Genomic DNA, 20,035 nt, shown 5'->3' on the forward strand with positions numbered 1-20,035 from the left:
TTTCGGGCTTTACATTACTATCAGGTTTATTTTACGCAGGTTTGTTGCAACTATGAGGGGTTTTACCTGCACAAGCCTAAGTTACCTAGCCCGGATTGCAGCGGTATCCCCCGATTTATCGGGGATTTAGCGCAAAGCCGGACTAACCATTCATTAGATTGCTGCAATTGCGCTTCAAATAAAAGATAGCACAACGAAAGGCAAAATATTATTACCTTTGCAGCAAATGAAACAAAGTACAGCCATATTATTCTCTTTAAGGTTTTTATAAAGCCCTGCTGTTTAAATTATTTGTTTTCCCCTTTATTTATCAATTCAATACCCATGGTTAATCCCGAAATAGAAAAAAGAAAAACGTTTGCAATTATTAGTCACCCCGATGCTGGTAAAACCACTTTAACAGAGAAGTTTTTACTTTTTGGAGGTGCAATTAATACAGCTGGTGCGGTAAAACGTAATAAAGCTAACCAAAGCAACACGTCAGATTTTATGGAAATTGAGCGCCAACGTGGTATTTCTGTGGCAACATCGGTAATGGGTTTTGAGTACAACGGTAAACGTATTAACATTTTAGATACGCCAGGGCACAAAGATTTTGCCGAAGATACTTATCGCACTTTATCTGCAGTTGACAGTGTGATTTTGGTGGTAGATTGTGTAAAAGGTGTAGAGGAACAAACAGAAAAGCTGATGTCGGTTTGTAGGATGAGAAATACACCGGTAATTATTTTTGTGAATAAAATGGATAGAGAGGGTAAAGAACCTTTCGATTTGTTAGACGAAATTGAGCAAAAATTGAACATTAGTCTTTGCCCGCTTTCGTGGCCAATTGGACAAGGACATACTTTTAAAGGGGTTTATAGCATTTACAATAACCATTTAAATTTATTTAATTCTGATAAAACTAAAGTTACTGACTCTGTGGTAGCAGTAAATGATTTAGATGATGAAGCTTTGCTTGATTATTTAAAAGAAACTGAAGTGCAAGGCTTAAAAGACGATACTGAATTGGTTGATGAAGTTTATGGCAAATTAGACAAAAGCTTGTATACTGATGGATTGTTGGCGCCAGTGTTTTTTGGTTCGGCAATTAATAACTTCGGTATTAAAGAGATTTTAGATACGTTTATAGAAATAGCGCCAAGCCCAAGGTTACGCGAAGCCGAAGAGAGAGACGTGTTGGTAGAGGAGAAAAATTTTAGTGGTTTTGTATTTAAAATACACGCCAATTTAGATCCTAAACACCGCGATAGAATTGCATTTTTAAGAATTTGCTCTGGCAAGTTTGAGCGTAACAAGTTTTATTACCATACCCGCCAAAATAAAAAGCTAAAATTTAGCAATCCGATGGATTTTATGGCAAATGAGAAAAGCATTGTAGAAGAAGCTTGGCCAGGTGATGTGGTTGGTTTATACGATAGTGGTAACTTTAAAATTGGCGACACGCTAACAGAAGGTGAAAAATTGCAGTTTAAAGGGATCCCGAGTTTTTCTCCTGCTATTTTTAAAGAGGTAGAGAATATGGACCCAATGCGCACCAAACAATTAGAAAAAGGTATTGAGCAATTAACCGATGAAGGAGTTGCGCAATTATTTGTAATGCAACCCGGAAATAGAAAAGTAATTGGTGCTGTTGGTGAGTTACAATTTGAGGTAATTAGCTTTAGGTTAGAGCATGAGTATGGCGCAAAATGTAGGTTCCGTACGTTAACTTACAGTCGCTCGAGATGGGTAACTTCTACAGACAACAAAAAATTAGAGGAGTTTGTAAAACGTAAACAACAGCACATCGGTGTTGATAAAGAAAGTAACCCGGTTTATTTAGCTGATAACGATTTTATGATTGATATGACCAAAAGAGATTATCCGGATATTGAGTTCCATACTACGAGTGAGTTTAAGTAACCCAAAACCTCTAAAGGGAATTAAAACCTCGTAGATTTCAAAAATCTACGAGGTTTTGTATCTTACTTCAACTTGCTTAAAGCAGTTTTAATTCTAGGCAACATATCTTTAATATCCTGCAAAGAGCAACCACCTATTGACGCTCTAAACCAAGACATGCTTTCTTCATTGCCAAACGCAGAAAATGGAACTAAAGCCGTTTGCGCTTCTTTAATTAAGTAGAAATTTACATCAGCGCTGTTCTTTAATACATCTCCTGCCGGAGTAGTTTTACCGATATAATCTATCTTTAATGTTAGGTAAATTGCGCCCATCGGGATAACAGAATCTACATTAAAGCCTTCGTTTTTTAAAGCTTGAAAACCATTGTGTAATTCATCTAAGCTGGCTTGAACTTGCGCTTTAAAACTGCTTAAAAATTCATTAACCAAAGTTTTGTTTTTGAAATAGCCTGCAACAGCAACTTGTTCTGCTTTTGGCGCCCAAGCACCGATATGACCTAACAAAGATTTCATTTTACCGATTACATTTTCTGGTCCGAATGCCCAGCCTACGCGTACGCCTGTAGCAGCTAAACATTTAGAAATTCCATCAATATAAATTACATAATCTTTTAACTCTGGGCGTAAACTTACCGGATTTACATGCTCTTTATCGAAAGTTAGCAACGAGTAAATCTGATCGTACATAATGTACAAAGGTTTTTCATCCGCTTTGCGTGATTTATTTTCTTCGATAACGATATCGCAAATTTCTTCCAACTGTTGTTGCGTAAACATAGTGCCAGTTGGATTTAAAGGTGAGCATAAAGCCAATAATGTAGCGCCTTTTAAATGTGGTTTAAGTTGTGCTGCAGTTGGCATAAAATTATTCTCAACTGTAGTTTCAACCGCAATACCATTAGCTGATGATAAGTGGCAATAATGGTTGTTGTTCCAAGATGGTGCAGGATAAATTACCGTATCACCTGGATCTATCAATGCCAAATAAGTAGCATAAATTAATGGGCGAGAGCCACCTGCAACTAAAATTTCGTTGATTTTAAAGTCGAGCTCATAACGGTCTTTTAAAATCTCAACTACAGTTTCGCGTAATTGTAAAATGCCATCTGCTGGCGGATAATTGGTATGCCCATCGCGGTACGCTTGAACAATTGCATCTTCTAATGGAGCAGGAATGGGGAAGATGGATGAATCAAAATCGCCGATAGTTAGGTTAGCAATTTGTGCACCCTTACGCTTCATGTCATTTACTTCGTTACCGATTTTGATGATTTCTGAGCCGATAAGTGTGTTTGCTAATACTGATACATTCATATTCTTGGTTTTAAAAATAAATGCCCAAAGATACTAAAAACCATCGGCATTAGCTGTCTGTGGGCATTTTATGAGAATATGATGGTTATTTTACATCTTAATATCCATTACTTTACCTCTTATTCTACTTTCTTCCGCCATAAAACCCATTACGTGGCTTTCTATAGATTCATCTATGGTGGAAGTAAGCAAAGCTGGATTTTTTTGCGCTACAGCCTGTACAAAATCTTTTACTAAAAGCCAATCTCCACCGCCATGACCACTATTTTTATAGCCTTCTACATCTTCTGCTTTGGGTATAAATTTAGTTTCTTTAGTGGTGATGAAATCATGATGAACCAATTCAGTCATGTCGCCAACTAAATCGCCCATTGAACCCATTACCCTAGTTCTACGACCGTGGTAAGACGTAAAGGCCTCCATCGAGAAACTTGCAGTAACGCTATCGGCAAATTGAATATTGGTAACATAATGATCTGGCTGATCGTTGTCCATGCGGTAAACGCAACGGCCATAATTGGTTGTTTTTAATTTCTCTGCAATAAATTGCTTTCTGTTCGCACTTTCTGGCACATCAAAAACCGATGTTCTTTTATTTAAGTCTACATATTCTTTAACTGCAGAGTAGGGGCATTGTCGTTCAATTTTACAACCATCTGCACATCTTACCGTACTTCCTTCGGGTGCATTTTCTTTTCTAAACCATTTTAAATCGCCCATGGCGGATATTTTTTGGCTCGGTTTATTGATTACCCATTTAATAATATCTAAATCGTGGCAAGATTTGGCCAAAATAATGGGTGTTGTGGCTTTTGAGTTATGCCAATTTCCTCGAACATACGAATGCGCCATATGCGTATGCTCAATCGGCTCGAAATGTTGGATGCTTACTACCTCACCAATGGCGCCTTTTGCAATTAACTCTTTCATTTTTACAAAGTATGGTGCATATCTTAACACATGGCAAACCGCTACTATTCTTCGATTTTTTTTAGCCAATGCTAAAATTTCTCTACACTCTTTTTCTGATGGTGAAATAGGTTTTTCTAAAAGAACATCATAACCCATTTCTAAGGCTTTCATACATGGCGCATAATGCAAATTATCAGGAGTTGAAATTATCACAGCATCAGCGAATTTTGGGCGTTTAAAAACATCTTCCCAAGTATTGAAACGGTTAGCTGTTTCTATTTGATGAATTTTCGCATAACGATCATTTCTAAAAGTATTTGGTTCTGCAACACCAATAATTTTAAACTGATCTTTAAAGTTTTCGGCAAAACCACCATATACCATACCTCTATTTCCTGCACCAATGGTAATGGCCGTTACAGGCTTGTCTAACTTTTTATGGTTAGGATTTTCTGGAATGTTATATAAAAATGATTGTTCTCCAATATTCGCCAATACATCTGTGCTAATAATTGAAGCTCCTGCTGCTAAAGAAAGGGTTTTGAGTAAATTTCTGCGATTCATATAATGTGGTTAAGTTTAGGGTCTTAACTCAAATATACGTTTCGTATCGTTTTGAATTATTCTAAATTGAATTTTGATAGCTTTCGATTTGTAGAATTTAGGTTGATATATGTAACCAATTTGCCTAGCCATTCAAAAGTCCTAACTTTGCAGGATATCTTCCGTTAAAATCAAGTCAATTTTAGATCATGCAAAGTACTACAGACATCAACGCAACAACAATACAAGATAATTGGGATAAACTAATCGCAAAAGCGATTGACATGGCACCTGCAATAGTAACATCTATTATTTCTGGCATCTTAATACTAGTTATCGGCCTTTGGGTAATTAAAATTATAAAAAGGTTAATTCAAAAGATTTTTGAGAAGCAAAATGTAGAAATCTCTTTACGCCGGTTTTTAGGTAATTTAATTGATTGGGGCCTTAAAATACTGCTTTTCATTATTGTAACAACGCAATTCGGTATACAAACTTCGGCCTTTATTGCCATTATCGGTGCTGCTGGTCTAGCCATTGGCTTAGCTTTACAGGGTTCGTTATCTAATTTTGCTGGTGGAGTTTTAATTTTAACTTTAAAGCCTTTTAAAGTTGGCGATTTTATAAGTGCGAGCAATGATGTGTCTGGTACAGTAACATTAATTGATATATTTAATACTCGTTTATTAACTCCTCAAAACCAGGTGGTTATTGTGCCAAATGGCAATTTATCTAATAGTAATATTACAAATTTTTCTGTTCATGGTGTTAGAAGAACCTGGTTTAATATTGGCGTTTCTTACAATGCTGATTTAAGACAAGCAAAGGAAATTATTGCCGAGGTTATTCAAAAAAATGAATTTGCACACGCTGAACCTGCCCCGCAAATTATGGTAACTGAGTTGGGTGATAGTGCAGTAAATTTATCGGTTAGAGTAACTACAGATAATGAACATTTTTGGGCAATGAATGAACAGTTGATTATTGATTGTAAGGCCGCTTTGGATAATGCAGGAATTGAAATCCCGTTTCCGCAACGCGATATTCATATTAGGTCTAAAGTTGAGTAGTTGTTGAACTACTTAGAAGTAGCCCTTGTTAATTAAACCCAATGGTAGCGGTTATACTTTTTGTGCCAAAATTATTTGGAATACCACAGTACGTGAACAAAAAGATATAAGCGAACAGTGGGGCTACAGTATCCGATAAAATACTGAACCGACGTTTTCAAAATATCTTTTGTTTTAGAATTTAAACAGACCCTGAACTAAATTCAGGGTGACGGCGCACATAGGCAAATAATCGGCATGCTAAATTTAATTCAGCACCAGTTATTCAAACCTTATTTGATCACAATTTTAGCAGTTATCGGCAAATGATCCGATGCTTCATGTTCTTGAATTACCTCGTGTTTAATTGCCTCCAATTTTTCATTCTTTTTATAAGTAATAAAATCGATGGTTTCTTTTGGCTTTACTACAGGGATAGTAAAACCGCAATCGTAACAAGTTCTGGCAAAGGTTTGATCTAATAATTGGATAGTTTTTGATTTAGGTTGAGCATTAAAATCGCCAGCTACAATGAATGGTAAAGTTTCTTTTTCTGCTTGTTTAATAATTTCTGCAACTTGGATTAACCTTAAATCTTCATTTTTAACATGATCTAAATGCGTTGAGGAGAACTTGATTTTTTTACCACTATTGAGCTTTATAGTTACCGTGGCCAAAACTCTATCTTCAGCTTTGCGGCCTTCAATTCTAGAAAATGTAAGTTTATATTGTTCTTCGATAGGATATTTAGACAAAACCGCAACGCCATAATCGCCGCCATCATGATCTATTGCCTTCGCAAAGAAATAGTACATATTTAATTTTTTAGCCAAATACGCCGCTTGATTTACGTTTCCAGATCGTTTAATGTTTACATCAACTTCTTGTAAAGCAACTAAATCTGGATTTTGCTTAGCTATTACATTTGCAATTGCATCTAAATCTATTACATCTGGTTTTGCTGGTGGATTACCGTGGTGAATATTGTAACATACGATAGTCAGGGTGTCTGTTTTTTGACCAAAAGCAGTAATATTTAGTAGAATTAATAAAGCAAAAAGGGATTTCATATTTATTTAAGCGATTAAATTAGCAATAGCTTTATTTACTTTTTCGAAGCCAAATTGATTTAAAGTTAACTCCATTGAGGCTGTAATTTCTTGGTTCATTAAATTGCCTATACTACCTTCGTGAGTGTGTTTTAAATCGTATTGAGGTTTAAAAGTTCCTGTCTCTATTTGCTCACCAACTACTTTGTAGGCATCTCTAAATGGCATTCCGTTTAGCGCTAGTTCGTTTACAACTTCTACGCTAAAAAGGTAATCGTACATTTTATCTTTTAAAATATTATCTTTTATGCTAATGTTTTGGAGCATGAAAGTTGCAATTTCTAAGCATTCGTTAAGTGAGATAAAAGCTGGGAAAAGGTTTTCTTTTAGCAACTGTAAATCTCTGTGGTAACCAGATGGCAAATTGGTAGTCATCATTGCAATTTCATTTGGCAAAGCCTGTATTTTATTGCAACGAGAACGAATTAATTCAAAAACATCTGGATTTTTTTTGTGCGGCATTATACTGCTTCCGGTTGTAAGTTCTGATGGGAAACTGATAAACCCAAAATTCTGACTGATAAATAAACAAACATCCATGGCCATTTTGGCTAAAGTTGCAGCTACCGACGACATGGCTTGTGCCAAAATACGCTCGGTTTTTCCACGGCCCATTTGGGCATAAACCACATTATGATTTAAGCCTTCGAAGCCTAACAATTGTGCGGTTAAAGTTCTATTTAGTGGAAAAGATGAACCATAACCTGCAGCCGAACCCAATGGGTTTTTGTTGGTGATTTTCCATGCGGCTAACATTAGTTCCATATCATCTGCCAAACTTTCGGCATAAGCGCCAAACCATAAACCAAAAGAAGAAGGCATTGCGATTTGTAAATGGGTATAACCAGGTAAAAGTTTGTCTTTATGTTGTTCGCTTAATGTAATGAGTTGTTTAAACAAGATTTCGGTATTGCCCACCATTTCTTCAATACAACTACGGAAATATAGTTTTAAATCAACCAAAACTTGGTCGTTACGTGAGCGACCGCTGTGTATTTTTTTGCCGGCTTCGCCAACACGTTGAGTAAGTAACCATTCTACCTGCGAGTGTACATCTTCTACACTATCTTCGATGGTAAAATTGCCGGCCTCGATAGCTCTATAGATATTTTTAAGCTCTGCTTGAACAGTTTTTAACTCTTCTGGAGTTAGTAAATTGATGGTTTGTAACATTTGGGTATGCGCTAAAGAGCCCAAAACATCAAACTTTGCCATTTGTAAATCCAGTTCTCGGTCTTTACCAACGGTAAAGTTTTCTACAAATTGGTTTACATCAATATTTTTTTGCCAAATCTTCATAACAATTACGATTTTAGAATTACGATTTACGATTGTGCTCCTCCGTCATGCTGAATTTATATCAGCATCAGCTAAACAGACCCTGAAAAAAATTTGCTTTGCAGCTACTTCGTGATCAGCATGACGAAAGACCAAAGCCATTCTATAAATCTGCCGCTAATTTAAGTTTTATTTCTGGCCATTCGCTTTTCAAAATACTATAAAATACCGTATTGCGAATAAAGCCATCAGCAATTTTTAGGTGTTGCCTTAATGTTCCTTCTTCGGTTGCGCCGAGTTTTAAAATCGCTTTGCGAGATTGAATATTTCGTTCATCTGCTTTGAGCTCAATTCTATTTAAACCCAAAGTTTCAAAGCCGTATTTTAAAACCTCATATTTCATAGATTTATTTAATCCAGAACCTTGAAATTCTTTACCAATCCAAGTCCAGCCAATTTGCCCACGTTCGTCTTTCCAACTAATTTCAGCTAAGCGAGTACAGCCAGCTATTTTTCCAAAAGCTGGATCAATGATAGTCCAAACAGCACAATTTCCATCGGCTCTATCTGCTAAAGCCGCGTTAATGTATTGATTTAAATTTTCTCTAATGCTGAGGTCTTTCAAACCGTAAATCCACAATTCTTTTTCTTGAGCTATAGGCCAAAGCAATTCTTCATCGCTTTGCTGCAAGGCACGGAGGATTACTTTTTGGTTTTGTAAGGTTGGTGATAGATTTTGCATTTAGGCGATTATAATTTCTATTGTTTGTTCAGCTTAAATCGTAATTCGTCAATCTAAAATTGAACCACTGGTTTCAACATCGCAATATAACCTTCAATGCCTTGTTTAATTTCGTCTACATATAAAAATTCATCGGCCATGTGCGAACGACCAGAAAAACCTGGCCCACATTTTAACGAAGGAATAGACAATAAAGCCTGATCTGAGGTTGTAGGAGAGCCATACGTATTTTTGCCTAAAGCAACACCAGAAACCACGATTGGATGGTTTTTATCAATTGATGATGGTTTTAACCTTACCGAACGAGGTTTAACTTCGCAGCTTACATGTTGCTTAATAATTTCAACCACTTCTTCATTGGTGTAAGCATCGGTTACGCGAACATCAACCGTAAATGTACAATTAGCTGGCACCACATTATGTTGCGAACCTGCGTTGATAATGGTTACAGTCATTTTAACTGGTCCAAAAACATCCGATACTTTCGGGAATTGATAGCTACGGAACCATTCTATATCTGCCAAAGCTTTATAAATGGCATTTTCTCCTTCTTCTCTAGCCGCATGACCAGCTTTTCCATGAGCAATGCAATCGATAACTAACAATCCTTTTTCTGCAATGGCCAAGTGCATTTCAGTTGGTTCACCCACAATGGCAAATTCTAAGGCTCCCAAATCAGGTATTACAAATTCCAAGCCATTATTTCCAGAAATTTCTTCTTCGGCCGTTGCCGCCAAACAAAAATTGTATTTTAAATTTTTTGCTTCGTAGAAATATAAAAAGGTAGCAATTAACGATACTAAACAACCTCCAGCGTCATTGCTGCCCAGGCCAAACAGTTTGCTATCTTCAATTGCTGCATCATAAGGATCACGGGTATAACCAGAATTCGGTTTCACCGTGTCGTGATGAGAATTAAGCAAAACTGTAGGTTTACTGGAATCGAAATGTTTATTATAAGCCCAAACATTGTTCAATTTGCGCTGCGTTTTTATACCATGTTCACCCAAAAACTGCGCAATTAAGTTCGCTGTTCTATCTTCTTCTTTACTAAAAGACTGTATGCGAATTAAATCACGCAGTAATTCAGTGCTTTCTTGTATTAGTTTTTCAATCATAAGCCCCTCCCAACCCTCCCCAGAAGGGAGGGCTTTGCAAAGTTTTTTAATATTTTATGTTTTCGCTTTAAACCTTTCTCCTTCAATCCTTTAATCTTTTCGCTTTGGTCTTTCAGCTTTAGTCTTTTAGCTCTCCTTCGTGTATAATCCGCCAGCTTTTAAAGCCGAAAGTTTAATTCCTTTAATTAGGGATGAGCTGAAACCGTTATGCTCCATTTCGTTTAATCCGGCAATGGTACAACCCTTTGGCGAAGTAACTTTATCAATTTCAGTTTCTGGGTGTGTTTGGTTAAGCAACAATAAATCTGCTGCACCTTTTGCTGTTTGCACAGCCATTTTCAATGCATCATGAGCGTGGAAACCTATTTCTACACCGCCTTGGCTAGCTGCTCTTATACTGCGTAAAAAGAATGCGATACCACATGCACACAGAGCCGTAGCCGAAGTCATTAAATCTTCCTGAATATTTACCACTGCTCCAACAGTTTCAAATAAAGTAACAACTTCGTTTAAATTTTCATCGGTTGCATTATCGCTGGCTACACAAGTCATGCTTTGGCCAATAGAAATTGCAGTGTTAGGCATTGCCCTGATTACCTGTACATTTTCGCCAAGTTCCTTTCTTACATCGGCACAACTCACGCCCGAAATCACAGAAACGAACAATTGTTTTTCTGGGTTTACAGCCGGAGCCAACTGCGTTAAAACCTTTTTCAATTGTTGAGGTAGTACTGCCAAAACCACAATTGAAGCACCATCAATAGCCGTCAAATTATCATCGCTTACCTTAAACCCAGCAGTAACTTCTTCGCTCATCAATTTAACGTTTCTGCGAGTTAAGGTAATATCATCTGCCTTGCAATAAGCCTTTTTAACCAAACCTTTTGCCAAAGAAAGTCCAATGTTTCCAGAGCCTATAATTGTTATTTTTTTATTCATTTTTAAATGATTTCACCGATAAAGTGATTTCACCGATTGGAGTGATTTCACCGAATTAAATAATATTTGAAAAGCAATTGCAGAAGCTCTTTTTAATGTTCGTCCTGCTATTCGCTTCAATCTTTTTGCTCTGTGTTTCCATCTCGAACGCTAGAGAAATCTTATTTTGTGATTCTTCTATCAAACAGATTTCTCAGTCGTGCCTCCTTCTAAATGACGCAACAAAAAGTATTTTCGCTGCTATCAGGTTTAGAAACGAAAGGCAATGAAATCGTACTTAAACCTTGTAAATCCATTAAAACCTGTATTCTTATTGCCCTAATGCCCGCTATCAAAACGTTGTTAACCTAAAAACCAAGTAATATGTGTACACTCCGAGCAAACAAAACACGTTGCTGACCTATTCGCCCAATCGAGGTTAAAAAAAGTAGCAACTGATGTATTAAGTTGAGCTCTACGTGTCCAAAAATAATTATTTGAGCAAATAGGGCAAATCAACTGATTTCCTCTTACTTCAATGTTTTCTGGTTCTTGTTTTTTAAATAATTTCATAGGATTATTTATCAATCATATATTTACCATTAGAAGTGTTTGAAAGACAAAGCTAAGATTCTGCTAGCTCAATAACTTTGTTCCGAAATTACCTTTCTCAATTTCGGTTAACTCATCGGCTTTGCCAATATAAACTGCTAATACCCCTTTATTAATTGCCTCAAAAGCATTATGTAGTTTTGGTATCATTCCACCTGCTACTGTTCCATCAGCTGTTAAACCTTCAAACTCATTTGCTCTAATTTCACGAACAACCGTAGCATCATCATTTACATCTTTTAGCACACCTTTTTTCTCGAAGCAATATACCAAACGAGTTTCATATAACGATGACATAGCAACAGCAACTGCCGAGGCAATGGTATCAGCATTTGTGTTTAATAGTTGCGTTTCTCCATCATGCGTAATGGCACATAAAACGGGTGTTAATCCAGCTTTTAATAAGTTATCCAACGTAGTTGAAGAAACAGAATTTTCATCTAAATCACCAACAAAGCCGTAATCGATAGTAGCCCCCTCTAAATCTCCCCCAGTTGGGGAGACTTTTATAAGGGGCCGCTTTTTAGCTTTGATAATATTTCCATCTGCACCGGTTAAGCCAATAGCATTGTTGCCTTTTGCCTGCAACTGCGCAACCATGTTTTTATTAATCAATCCAGCATAAACCATAGTTACAATTCGCAACGTTTGGATATCAGTTATCCTTCTTCCATCAACCATTTTTGCTTCAACCCCCAAGCTTTCTCCCAGTTCTGTTGCAATTTTTCCGCCACCATGAACTAAAATTTTATCGCCTGGCAAGGCTGTAAAATCTAACAAAAATTGATGTAGGTTTTCGGAATTATCAATTACATTTCCGCCTATTTTTATAATGGTTAGTTGTTTCATATTGTTATTTACTATGCCTTGATTCGTGTCCCCAAGAACCAGTTAGCAATTTACAAACTTTCTTTTCGTTAACACACTAGCCGATGCGGAACCACCCGCCGTTGTTAGAGTGTTTCTTACCTCGCAATGACGAAAGGGCTTACAACTTCTCCAACATTGCTTTGATTACAGCCTGTGCGGCCCATAAACGGTTGCCAGCTTCATGAATAACCAATGAATTTGGTCCGTCTAAAATCTCTGAAGAAAGCTCTAAATCGCGGCGAACAGGTAAACAATGCATTACTTTCGCATCATTGGTTAGCTTTAACTTATCATTGTTCATCATCCATCCCTCTGGGAAATCTAGCAACTTACCGTAATCCTTGTAACTGCTCCAGTTTTTTACGTAAACATAATCGGCATTGGCAATTGCTTCATCCAAGTTATGAGAAATTTTAGCACCAGTGGTAAAGCTTTCCTCCAATTCAAAACCTGCCGGCTGTGCAATGGTAAAATCTAACATTCTTTCGCTTTGTGCTTTACACATCCATTCGGCAAAAGAGTTTGGTACTGCTTGTGGCAATGGTTTAATATGAGGAGCCCATGCTAAAACAACTTTTGGAAGCCCCCTCCCAGCCTCCCCCAGAGGGTGAGGAGTTTGCCCCTCCGCAATGGTAGCCAGCTTTGCATTCCCTCCCTTCTGGGGAGGGTTAGGGTGGAGCTGATTCCATGTTTCGTGAATGGTTACTAAATCTGCAAAGCTTTGTAATGGGTGGCGAGTAGCACTCTCTAAACTTACCACCGGAACCGCACAATATTTCACAAATTTATTGAAGAAATCTTCACTATAATCTTCATCTCTGTTTTGCAATTTAGGAAAAGAACGTAAGCCTAAGATATCGCAGTATTCACCCATTACAGCTGCAGCTTCACGGATATGCTCTACAGTTGTGCCATTCATTACTACACCATCTTGAGTTTCTAAAGCCCAACCTTCTTTGTCTAAATTCATCACCATTACATTCATGCCCAAATTTAAAGCCGCCTTTTGGGTGCTTAAACGGGTACGCAAACTGGGGTTCATAAAAACTAAACCTAAAGTTTTGTTTTTGCCCAAATTTTGGTGTGCATAAGGATTTGCCTTTAATGCCAACGCATCATTTACAAATTGTTTAATGCTTGGTACATCGTGTACAGAAGAGAATAACTTCATGTCTATATGTTTTTGTTTGTCATGCTGAGCTTGTCGAAGCATCTTATTATGAGATCCTTCCTTTGTCAGGATTACAAAATTATTATTTTACTAGTTTACTAAATGCGGCTAAAAACTCATCAACGTGCTCTTTGGTTAAGTTTAGCGCTGGCAATAAACGAATTACGTTTGGTTTTGCCTCGCCAGTAAAAATAAAATGCTTAAAGAGCAAATCCTTTTTAACGTGAGCTAGTTCTTCTGGTAATTCTATTCCGATCATCAAGCCTCTTCCACGCACTTCTTTTACTTGCTCAAATGGCTTGAGTTTTTCGATTAAATAAGCTCCAACTTCTTCGGCATTCTTCATTAAATTATCTCTTTCCATCACTTCTAATACAGCTAAAGCTGCAGCACAAGCCAAGTGATTGCCACCGAAGGTTGTTCCTAATTCTCCATGCCAAGGTTTAAATTTGGGCGAAATTGAAATACCTGCAACCGGAAATCCATTGCCCATTCCTTTGGCCATTGTATACACATCGGCTTCTACACCTGCATAATCATGTGCATAAAACAAACCTGTTCTGCCATAACCGCACTGCACACTATCGGCGATGTAAACTGCATTGTATTCATCACAAAGTGAACGTATTTTTTGCAAGAAACTTTTTGAAGCTTCTTTAATGCCTCCAACACCTTGAATACCTTCTATAATTACTGCCGAAATTTCATCGCCCTGCGATTTAAAAGTTTCTTCTAAAGCAACTTCATTGTTGAAAGGCAAGAAAATTACATTTTCGGTTTGATTTACAGGCGCTACAATTTTAGGATTATCAGTAACTGCTACTGCTAAAGAAGTACGGCCATGGAAAGCTCCGCTAAAAGCGATAACTTTTTTTCTGCCATTGTAAAAAGAGGCCAATTTTAAAGCATTTTCGTTTGCTTCAGCACCAGAATTAACCAGAAATAACTGATAATCGGCTTTGCCAGATACTTTTCCTAATTTCTCTGCCAATTGAACTTGTAAAGGAATTTTAACAGAGTTAGAGTAAAATCCAACTTTGTTTAACTGATCGGTTAAACGAGTTACATAATGCGGATTGGTATGACCAATACTGATTACCGCATGACCACCATATAAATCCAAATATTTTTGATTGTTTGCATCCCAAACATTGCTGCCCGATGCTTTTGTTATTTCTATATCGTTAAGAGGGTAAACGTCGAATAAATTCATTTTTTAAAGGTTAAAGACCAAAGACTAAAGACCAAAGCTCCTGTAATATTTTATATAGCAGGGCCAAACCTAAAGCGTTTAATCAATTCATAATTATGGTCGTAAATGTTTAATTAAACCTATCAACATAGCTTTAACTTCACCAGCCATTTTACATATTTCTAAATATTTGCTTTCATCGATATATTCTAAATCTTTCGCTAGCAAACAAGCGTATTCCATTTCTTGAACCGAACCTAACGCATTATCCAAAAAATGAGCAAAATCCTTTTCAGTCCGCCGCCCTGCTCCCTCAACAATATTTAGTGGAACGGAATAAGCAGCTCTTTTGGCTTGACTATGCAAATCATACTTTTCGTGAGCCGGAAAACACGGTAAAACAGCCCTATAAATATGCAAAACCATCAAATGTGATTTCTTCCAAACATCTAGTTTCTGATAATCTCTCATTTTTTAAAATTGTCTCTAATCGGTTTTTTTTGCAGTTCGCTACCTTCGCTTTGGTCTTTAGTCTTTCAGCTTTGGTCTTAAAAATAGGCTGCTTTTAAGCGCAAACCACTATTTTCTTCCAAGCCAAACATCAAATTCATATTCTGAACCGCTTGTCCGCTGGCTCCTTTTAAGAGGTTGTCAATAATGCTGATGATAAATAATTTATTGCCATGTTTTTCTAAATGAACAAGACATTTATTTGTATTTACCACCTGCTTTAAATCTATGTTTTTCCGACTTACGTGTGTAAACGGATGACCAGAATAATAATTCTCGTATAATGTATAGGCCTCCTCTTCCGTTAAATCACTTTCCGTGTACATGGCTGCCAAAATACCTCTAGTAAAATCTCCACGTTGTGGGATAAAATTTAATCCTTCCGCCCCTAAAACAGAACCTGCTTGAACTAAACTTTCGCCAATTTCATTTAGGTGTTGATGCTCGAAAGCTTTATAAATGGATAGATTATTATTTCTCCAGCTAAAATGTGAAGTTGTAGCTAAACTTTGTCCGGCGCCGGTTGAGCCTGTTGTGGCATTGATATGAACTTCGCTTTGCAACAAACCTTTTGCAGCCAATGGCAATAATCCAAGCTGAATACAAGTTGCAAAACAACCAGGATTAGCGATGTTGTTTGCAGCATGTATTTCCGTTTTATTTAATTCTGGCAAGCCGTAAACGAATTGACGATTTTCGATTGAAGAATTACGATTTAATCTAAAGTCCTGAGATAAATCAACAATTTTTACTCGCTCATCAATAGGATTAGCTTCCAAAAATTTCTTCGCATCGCCGTGGCCCACGCATAAAAACAATACTTCAACATCCTGAGAGACTTCACTTGTGAATTTTAAATCGGTATCACCAATTAAATCGGTGTGTACATCAGAAATTAAATTGCCAGCGTTACTCGTACTGTTTACGAAAGCAATCTCAACGTTCGGGTGGTTAATCAGGATACGTAACATCTCACCACCTGTATAACCTGCTCCGCCAATAATTCCTGCTTTAATCTTGCTCATTTTTTTAAATTATATCAATCTTATAAAGAAAAAACTTATTATCTGGTTCTTGCTTCTTAAAACCGATTGTTTCATATAAACTTTGCGCATTATAATTGTCAATTGCTGTTTCTAATTGCACAAAAGCAGCACCTTGGTTTTTAGCAAAATCTATTGCTGTTTTAATCAGTATTTCTCCTATACCTTGCTTACGATAATCTAAATCGACAAACAAATCGTTCAAAATCCAACTCTTGGTTAATCTAGCAGATGAATATTTAGGGTAAAGTTGCGTAAATCCAACAGATTTATCATCAGCTAATGCGACAAAAATAACAGACTCGTTGTTTTCTAATCTGGCATCAATAAATGCTTTAGCCATCCCTAAATCCGAGAGTTTTCCGTAAAATATTCTGTATTGATCGAACAAGCTAACAACAAGGTTAGTTTCTTTTGAATCGATACGTTTTATCTCTAATTTATTCATTTTTCTCTTTTTTATCCTTAAACAAGTTCAGGATGACAATTTTGAGATGATTGCTTCTTTCCTCTCAATAACGATGGGTCTAAAAACCTTTTAACCCTCTACCTCGCTATTAACTTTATGCCAAATCATTACCTGGTTACCGAAAATTTTTGAGAAACCTTTTACATCTTCGCCGCTCCAAGCATTGTTCATTTCGCCATAGCTGCCAAATTTGTTGCTCATTAAATCATTAGCACTTTCAATACCAATAATATGGAAACGATAAGGCAATAACTCTACAAATACTTTACCATTTACGGTGCTTTGTGTAGAATTCAAGAAAGCTTCCATGTCTCTCATAATTGGATCGTGAAATTGACCTTCATGCAGCCAGTTACCATAAAAAGAAGCTAAGTTTTCTTTCCAGCTCAACTGCCATTTGGTTAAAGTATGCTTCTCTAAAGCATGGTGTGCTTTAATAATTACCATCGGCCCTGCCGCCTCAAAACCTACACGACCTTTAATGCCAATAATGGTATCGCCTACGTGAATATCCCTACCTACACCAAAAGGAGCAGCTATTGCTTGTAGTTTTTGGATTGCTCTCACCGGAGATAATCTTTCGCCATCTACAGCAACCAATTCACCCTTTTCAAAAGTTAACTCTACTTTTTTGCTCTCCGTTTCGGTTACTTGTGTTGGCCAAGCGCTTTCTGGTAAAGTTTGGTTGCTAGTTAAAGTTTCAGCACCACCTACTGATGTACCCCATAACCCCTTGTTGATAGAGTATTTTGCTTTCTCAGCAGTATATTCAACACCATTTTTCGCTAAATATTCAATTTCCGCTTCGCGGGATAATTTCAAATCTCTTATTGGCGTAATAATCTCTACTCCAGGAATTAGGATGTTGAAAATCATATCGAAACGAACTTGATCATTTCCTGCACCTGTACTACCGTGAGCTACATAATCTGCGCCAATTTTTTTAACATAATTTGCAATTGCCGTAGCTTGGCAAACACGTTCTGCGCTTACCGATAATGGATATGTTGAGTTTTTTAAAACGTTGCCATAAATTAAATACTTGATGCTATCGTTGTAATAATTTTCGGTTTCATCTACCGCAGCATGCGATGTTACACCCAAAGCATAAGCACGTGCTTCAATCTCTTTCAATTCCTCATCAGAAAATCCACCTGTATTTACAACAACAGAATGCACTTCTAAACCTCTATCTTTAGTTAAATGGATGCAACAAAATGAGGTATCTAAACCTCCGCTAAATGCTAAAACAACTTTCTTTTTCATCTTATATTTTATTAACCCCAAACCCCTATAGGGGCGCTCTCTGGGCGATTTCTAGTTTTTATTTATTTAATAAGGTTAAAAACATTAACACTGATTTAAGATCATTATTGCCTTTGTTTTTTTCTACTAAGCGCTGCTTTATGCGCATAAAGCGCTCATATAAGCCCGGTTTTTTCTGTAACTCTTCGGCAAACTTTTTTGCTTCTTCGTGCTTTTTCTCTGCCGGATCATATAACATTGCGGTACACATGCAATTTTTCCGCTCCTTCATCTTCAAAATTTCAAAGTTTACACAGCTTTGGCATCCTTTCCAGAAATCTTCATCTTGGGTTAGTTCAGAATAAGTTACAGGTTCGTAACCTAAGTCAGAATTGATTTTCATCACTGCTAATCCGGTAGTTAAACCAAATATTTTAGCTTTTGGATATAATTTTCTAGACAGGTTAAAAATTTCTTGCTTTATGGCGTGTGCCAAACCACCTTTACGGTACTTCGGACTAACAATTAAACCAGAGTTAGCCACAAATTGGCCATGGCTCCATGTTTCAATGTAGCAAAAGCCCGCCCAACTGCCATCTTTATGAAAAGCAATTACTGCTTTGCCTTCTTTCATTTTGCCGGCAATGTATTCTGGTGAGCGTTTTGCAATACCAGTTCCTCTAGCTTTTGCAGACTCAGCCATTTCTGTTACAATCTCTTCGGCAAAAACATGATGCTCTGCGATAGCGACTTGTACTATAAATTCGTTAATATTCATTCGTTTCTCTAACGAAAAATTAAGGTATTCTTGTTAATTGGGTTTTTAGAGAGGATCAATTCCTCGTTGGTATTAGTAAGATGTACTAAATACGCGGCGTATAATTTTGCCGACTTGTAGTGATGTAAAATACAGGATGCAAACGCTCAATAAACAAGCTATTAGCAGCAATATTTTTTGCTTCTAAAATAGAAAGTTTATGTATAATTTGTTTGCTCATTATGAGTTTGTCTAACTGTGTTAAATTACTTGAGGCGCAAAGGTTTAAATAAAAAATGAGTTGTGCAATAAGAATCATATTTTTTTTATGATTTACACTATTTTATTGAACTAATCTGACCCATTTTAACGTTATTTACGTTCCGAAAGGTCTTTTAACAAAGTTTAACATTGCCCTTTTATTTTAAAAAACAATATTTGCCTAATATTTATAAATTTAATTTCCTAAAGTAATGAGAAAAGTTTACACCTCAATTTTATTTTTTGCAACCATAATAACTCTCTTCTCTTGTAAGAAGCAAGAAGTAGATACCACAGCTTATAGCGCTATAGCAGTAGTTAATTCATCGCCTACTGCTGCAACTTACGATGTATATTTAGGAAGCACTAAACTAAACTCTGCAGCCTTGCCTTTGGGTGGCGGCGTTGCTTACACACAACAAATTGCTGGCAATTACGATGTAAAATTCACGATTGCAGGTAGAGGGGAAAGTGTTTATACCAAATCTGTAAACCTTAGCCAAAATAACTACCATACCTTTTTCTTAGTGGGTTCAACTAATTCTTTTGATGGTATTTTTGCAGTTGATAATTTGACAGCGACTTCAACAACCCAAGCTTTTGTTAGATTTGTTAACCTTTCGCCAGATGCACCAGCATTAACTTTGGGTATTACAGGTGGAGCAGCTGTTGGCACTAGTCAGGCTTTTAAAAGTGTTGGCGCTTTCGTACAAGTTGCCCCAGGTACACAAACATTTGAGCTTAAAGATAATTCTTCGGTAGTTAAAGCTACGCTTGCTGGCGTAAACTTAGTTGCAAATGGTTATTACACTGTTATTGCAAGAGGCTTGGTTACTCCAATTAGTGGATCAGATTTGCCTTTGGCAGCACAACTGATAATTACCAAATAAATAACATCTTTTTTTAATTGGGGTTTAGTGTTTAACTAAGCCCTTTTTTTATGCCAAATTTTCTTATTTAGAATTATTCAAAATAATTTGGATGTTAATAATTTCTGTTGTTAATTTGCATCTGT

19 protein-coding genes are annotated in these 20,035 nt (G+C 36.8%); 3 read left to right on the forward strand and 16 right to left on the reverse strand.

The genetic code is table 11. The annotated features are described in order from the left end of the window. Positions 1-324: 324 nt before the first annotated feature. Positions 325-1,905 (forward strand): peptide chain release factor 3, encoded by a 1,581-nt coding sequence (locus AC07XU_RS05465; protein WP_494942607.1) that lies wholly within the window; start codon positions 325-327, stop codon positions 1,903-1,905. Between the two features lie 62 nt (positions 1,906-1,967). On the opposite strand, the gene AC07XU_RS05470 is transcribed toward AC07XU_RS05465, so the two are convergent. Both AC07XU_RS05470 and AC07XU_RS05475 read right to left on the reverse strand, forming a co-directional pair. After that, complete coding sequence (locus tag AC07XU_RS05470; RefSeq protein ID WP_494942608.1) at positions 1,968-3,221, reverse strand: pyridoxal phosphate-dependent aminotransferase; 1,254 nt, start codon at positions 3,219-3,221, stop codon at positions 1,968-1,970. Positions 3,222-3,311: 90 nt separating this feature from the next. After that, positions 3,312-4,697 (reverse strand): Gfo/Idh/MocA family protein, encoded by a 1,386-nt coding sequence (locus AC07XU_RS05475; RefSeq protein ID WP_494942609.1) that lies wholly within the window; start codon positions 4,695-4,697, stop codon positions 3,312-3,314. A gap of 188 nt (positions 4,698-4,885) precedes the next feature. On the opposite strand from AC07XU_RS05475, the gene AC07XU_RS05480 reads away from it, so the two are divergent. Then, entirely contained in the window at positions 4,886-5,746 is an 861-nt protein-coding gene (locus tag AC07XU_RS05480) for a mechanosensitive ion channel family protein (protein WP_494942610.1), read from the forward strand. Positions 5,747-6,018: 272 nt separating this feature from the next. Here the strand turns inward: AC07XU_RS05480 and AC07XU_RS05485 are convergent, their stop codons facing one another. The 14 genes from AC07XU_RS05485 to AC07XU_RS05550 all read right to left on the reverse strand — a co-directional run bounded on the left by AC07XU_RS05485 (position 6,019) and on the right by AC07XU_RS05550 (position 18,780). Then, positions 6,019-6,795, reverse strand: a complete 777-nt coding sequence (locus tag AC07XU_RS05485; protein WP_494942611.1) for an endonuclease/exonuclease/phosphatase family protein — start codon at positions 6,793-6,795, stop codon at positions 6,019-6,021. 6 nt (positions 6,796-6,801) lie between these two features. Continuing rightward, positions 6,802-8,133, reverse strand: coding sequence for an argininosuccinate lyase (gene argH, locus AC07XU_RS05490; RefSeq protein ID WP_494942612.1), 1,332 nt, complete (start codon positions 8,131-8,133; stop codon positions 6,802-6,804). Between the two features lie 142 nt (positions 8,134-8,275). Next, on the reverse strand, positions 8,276-8,854 hold the full coding sequence (locus tag AC07XU_RS05495) for a GNAT family N-acetyltransferase (protein WP_494942613.1): 579 nt from the start codon (positions 8,852-8,854) through the stop codon (positions 8,276-8,278). A 53-nt stretch (positions 8,855-8,907) separates the two neighbouring features. Continuing rightward, positions 8,908-9,972: a M20 family metallo-hydrolase gene (locus AC07XU_RS05500; RefSeq protein ID WP_494942614.1), complete on the reverse strand. Its 1,065-nt coding sequence runs from the start codon at positions 9,970-9,972 to the stop codon at positions 8,908-8,910. A gap of 126 nt (positions 9,973-10,098) precedes the next feature. Beyond that, a complete protein-coding gene (proC, locus tag AC07XU_RS05505; protein ID WP_494942615.1) occupies positions 10,099-10,911 on the reverse strand; it encodes a pyrroline-5-carboxylate reductase in 813 nt (270 codons plus the stop codon). Between the two features lie 342 nt (positions 10,912-11,253). Next, a complete protein-coding gene (locus AC07XU_RS05510; protein WP_494942616.1) occupies positions 11,254-11,463 on the reverse strand; it encodes a hypothetical protein in 210 nt (69 codons plus the stop codon). Positions 11,464-11,526: 63 nt separating this feature from the next. After that, entirely contained in the window at positions 11,527-12,351 is an 825-nt protein-coding gene (argB, locus tag AC07XU_RS05515; RefSeq protein ID WP_494942617.1) for an acetylglutamate kinase, read from the reverse strand. Positions 12,352-12,490: 139 nt separating this feature from the next. Continuing rightward, positions 12,491-13,543 carry a Rossmann-fold NAD(P)-binding domain-containing protein gene (locus AC07XU_RS05520; protein ID WP_494942618.1) on the reverse strand — a complete coding sequence of 351 codons (1,053 nt, stop codon included), beginning with the start codon at positions 13,541-13,543 and terminating at the stop codon, positions 12,491-12,493. 82 nt (positions 13,544-13,625) lie between these two features. Beyond that, the gene (locus AC07XU_RS05525; RefSeq protein WP_494942619.1) at positions 13,626-14,756 is read right to left on the reverse strand and encodes an aspartate aminotransferase family protein; all 1,131 of its coding nucleotides are present in this window, start codon (positions 14,754-14,756) and stop codon (positions 13,626-13,628) included. A 93-nt stretch (positions 14,757-14,849) separates the two neighbouring features. Then, the gene (locus AC07XU_RS05530) at positions 14,850-15,206 is read right to left on the reverse strand and encodes a four helix bundle protein (protein ID WP_494942620.1); all 357 of its coding nucleotides are present in this window, start codon (positions 15,204-15,206) and stop codon (positions 14,850-14,852) included. A 77-nt stretch (positions 15,207-15,283) separates the two neighbouring features. Further along, on the reverse strand, positions 15,284-16,270 hold the full coding sequence (gene argC, locus AC07XU_RS05535; protein ID WP_494942621.1) for an N-acetyl-gamma-glutamyl-phosphate reductase: 987 nt from the start codon (positions 16,268-16,270) through the stop codon (positions 15,284-15,286). A 4-nt stretch (positions 16,271-16,274) separates the two neighbouring features. Then, entirely contained in the window at positions 16,275-16,736 is a 462-nt protein-coding gene (locus AC07XU_RS05540; protein ID WP_494942622.1) for a GNAT family N-acetyltransferase, read from the reverse strand. A gap of 90 nt (positions 16,737-16,826) precedes the next feature. After that, positions 16,827-18,023, reverse strand: a complete 1,197-nt coding sequence (gene argG, locus AC07XU_RS05545) for an argininosuccinate synthase (protein WP_494942623.1) — start codon at positions 18,021-18,023, stop codon at positions 16,827-16,829. 58 nt (positions 18,024-18,081) lie between these two features. Beyond that, positions 18,082-18,780 (reverse strand): GNAT family N-acetyltransferase, encoded by a 699-nt coding sequence (locus AC07XU_RS05550; RefSeq protein WP_494942624.1) that lies wholly within the window; start codon positions 18,778-18,780, stop codon positions 18,082-18,084. Positions 18,781-19,232: 452 nt separating this feature from the next. Between AC07XU_RS05550 and AC07XU_RS05555 the strand changes: the two genes are divergently transcribed. After that, positions 19,233-19,910: a DUF4397 domain-containing protein gene (locus AC07XU_RS05555; RefSeq protein WP_494942625.1), complete on the forward strand. Its 678-nt coding sequence runs from the start codon at positions 19,233-19,235 to the stop codon at positions 19,908-19,910. Positions 19,911-20,035: the final 125 nt, after the last annotated feature.

The organism is Pedobacter sp. GW456-11-11-14-TSB4, from assembly GCF_059424425.1.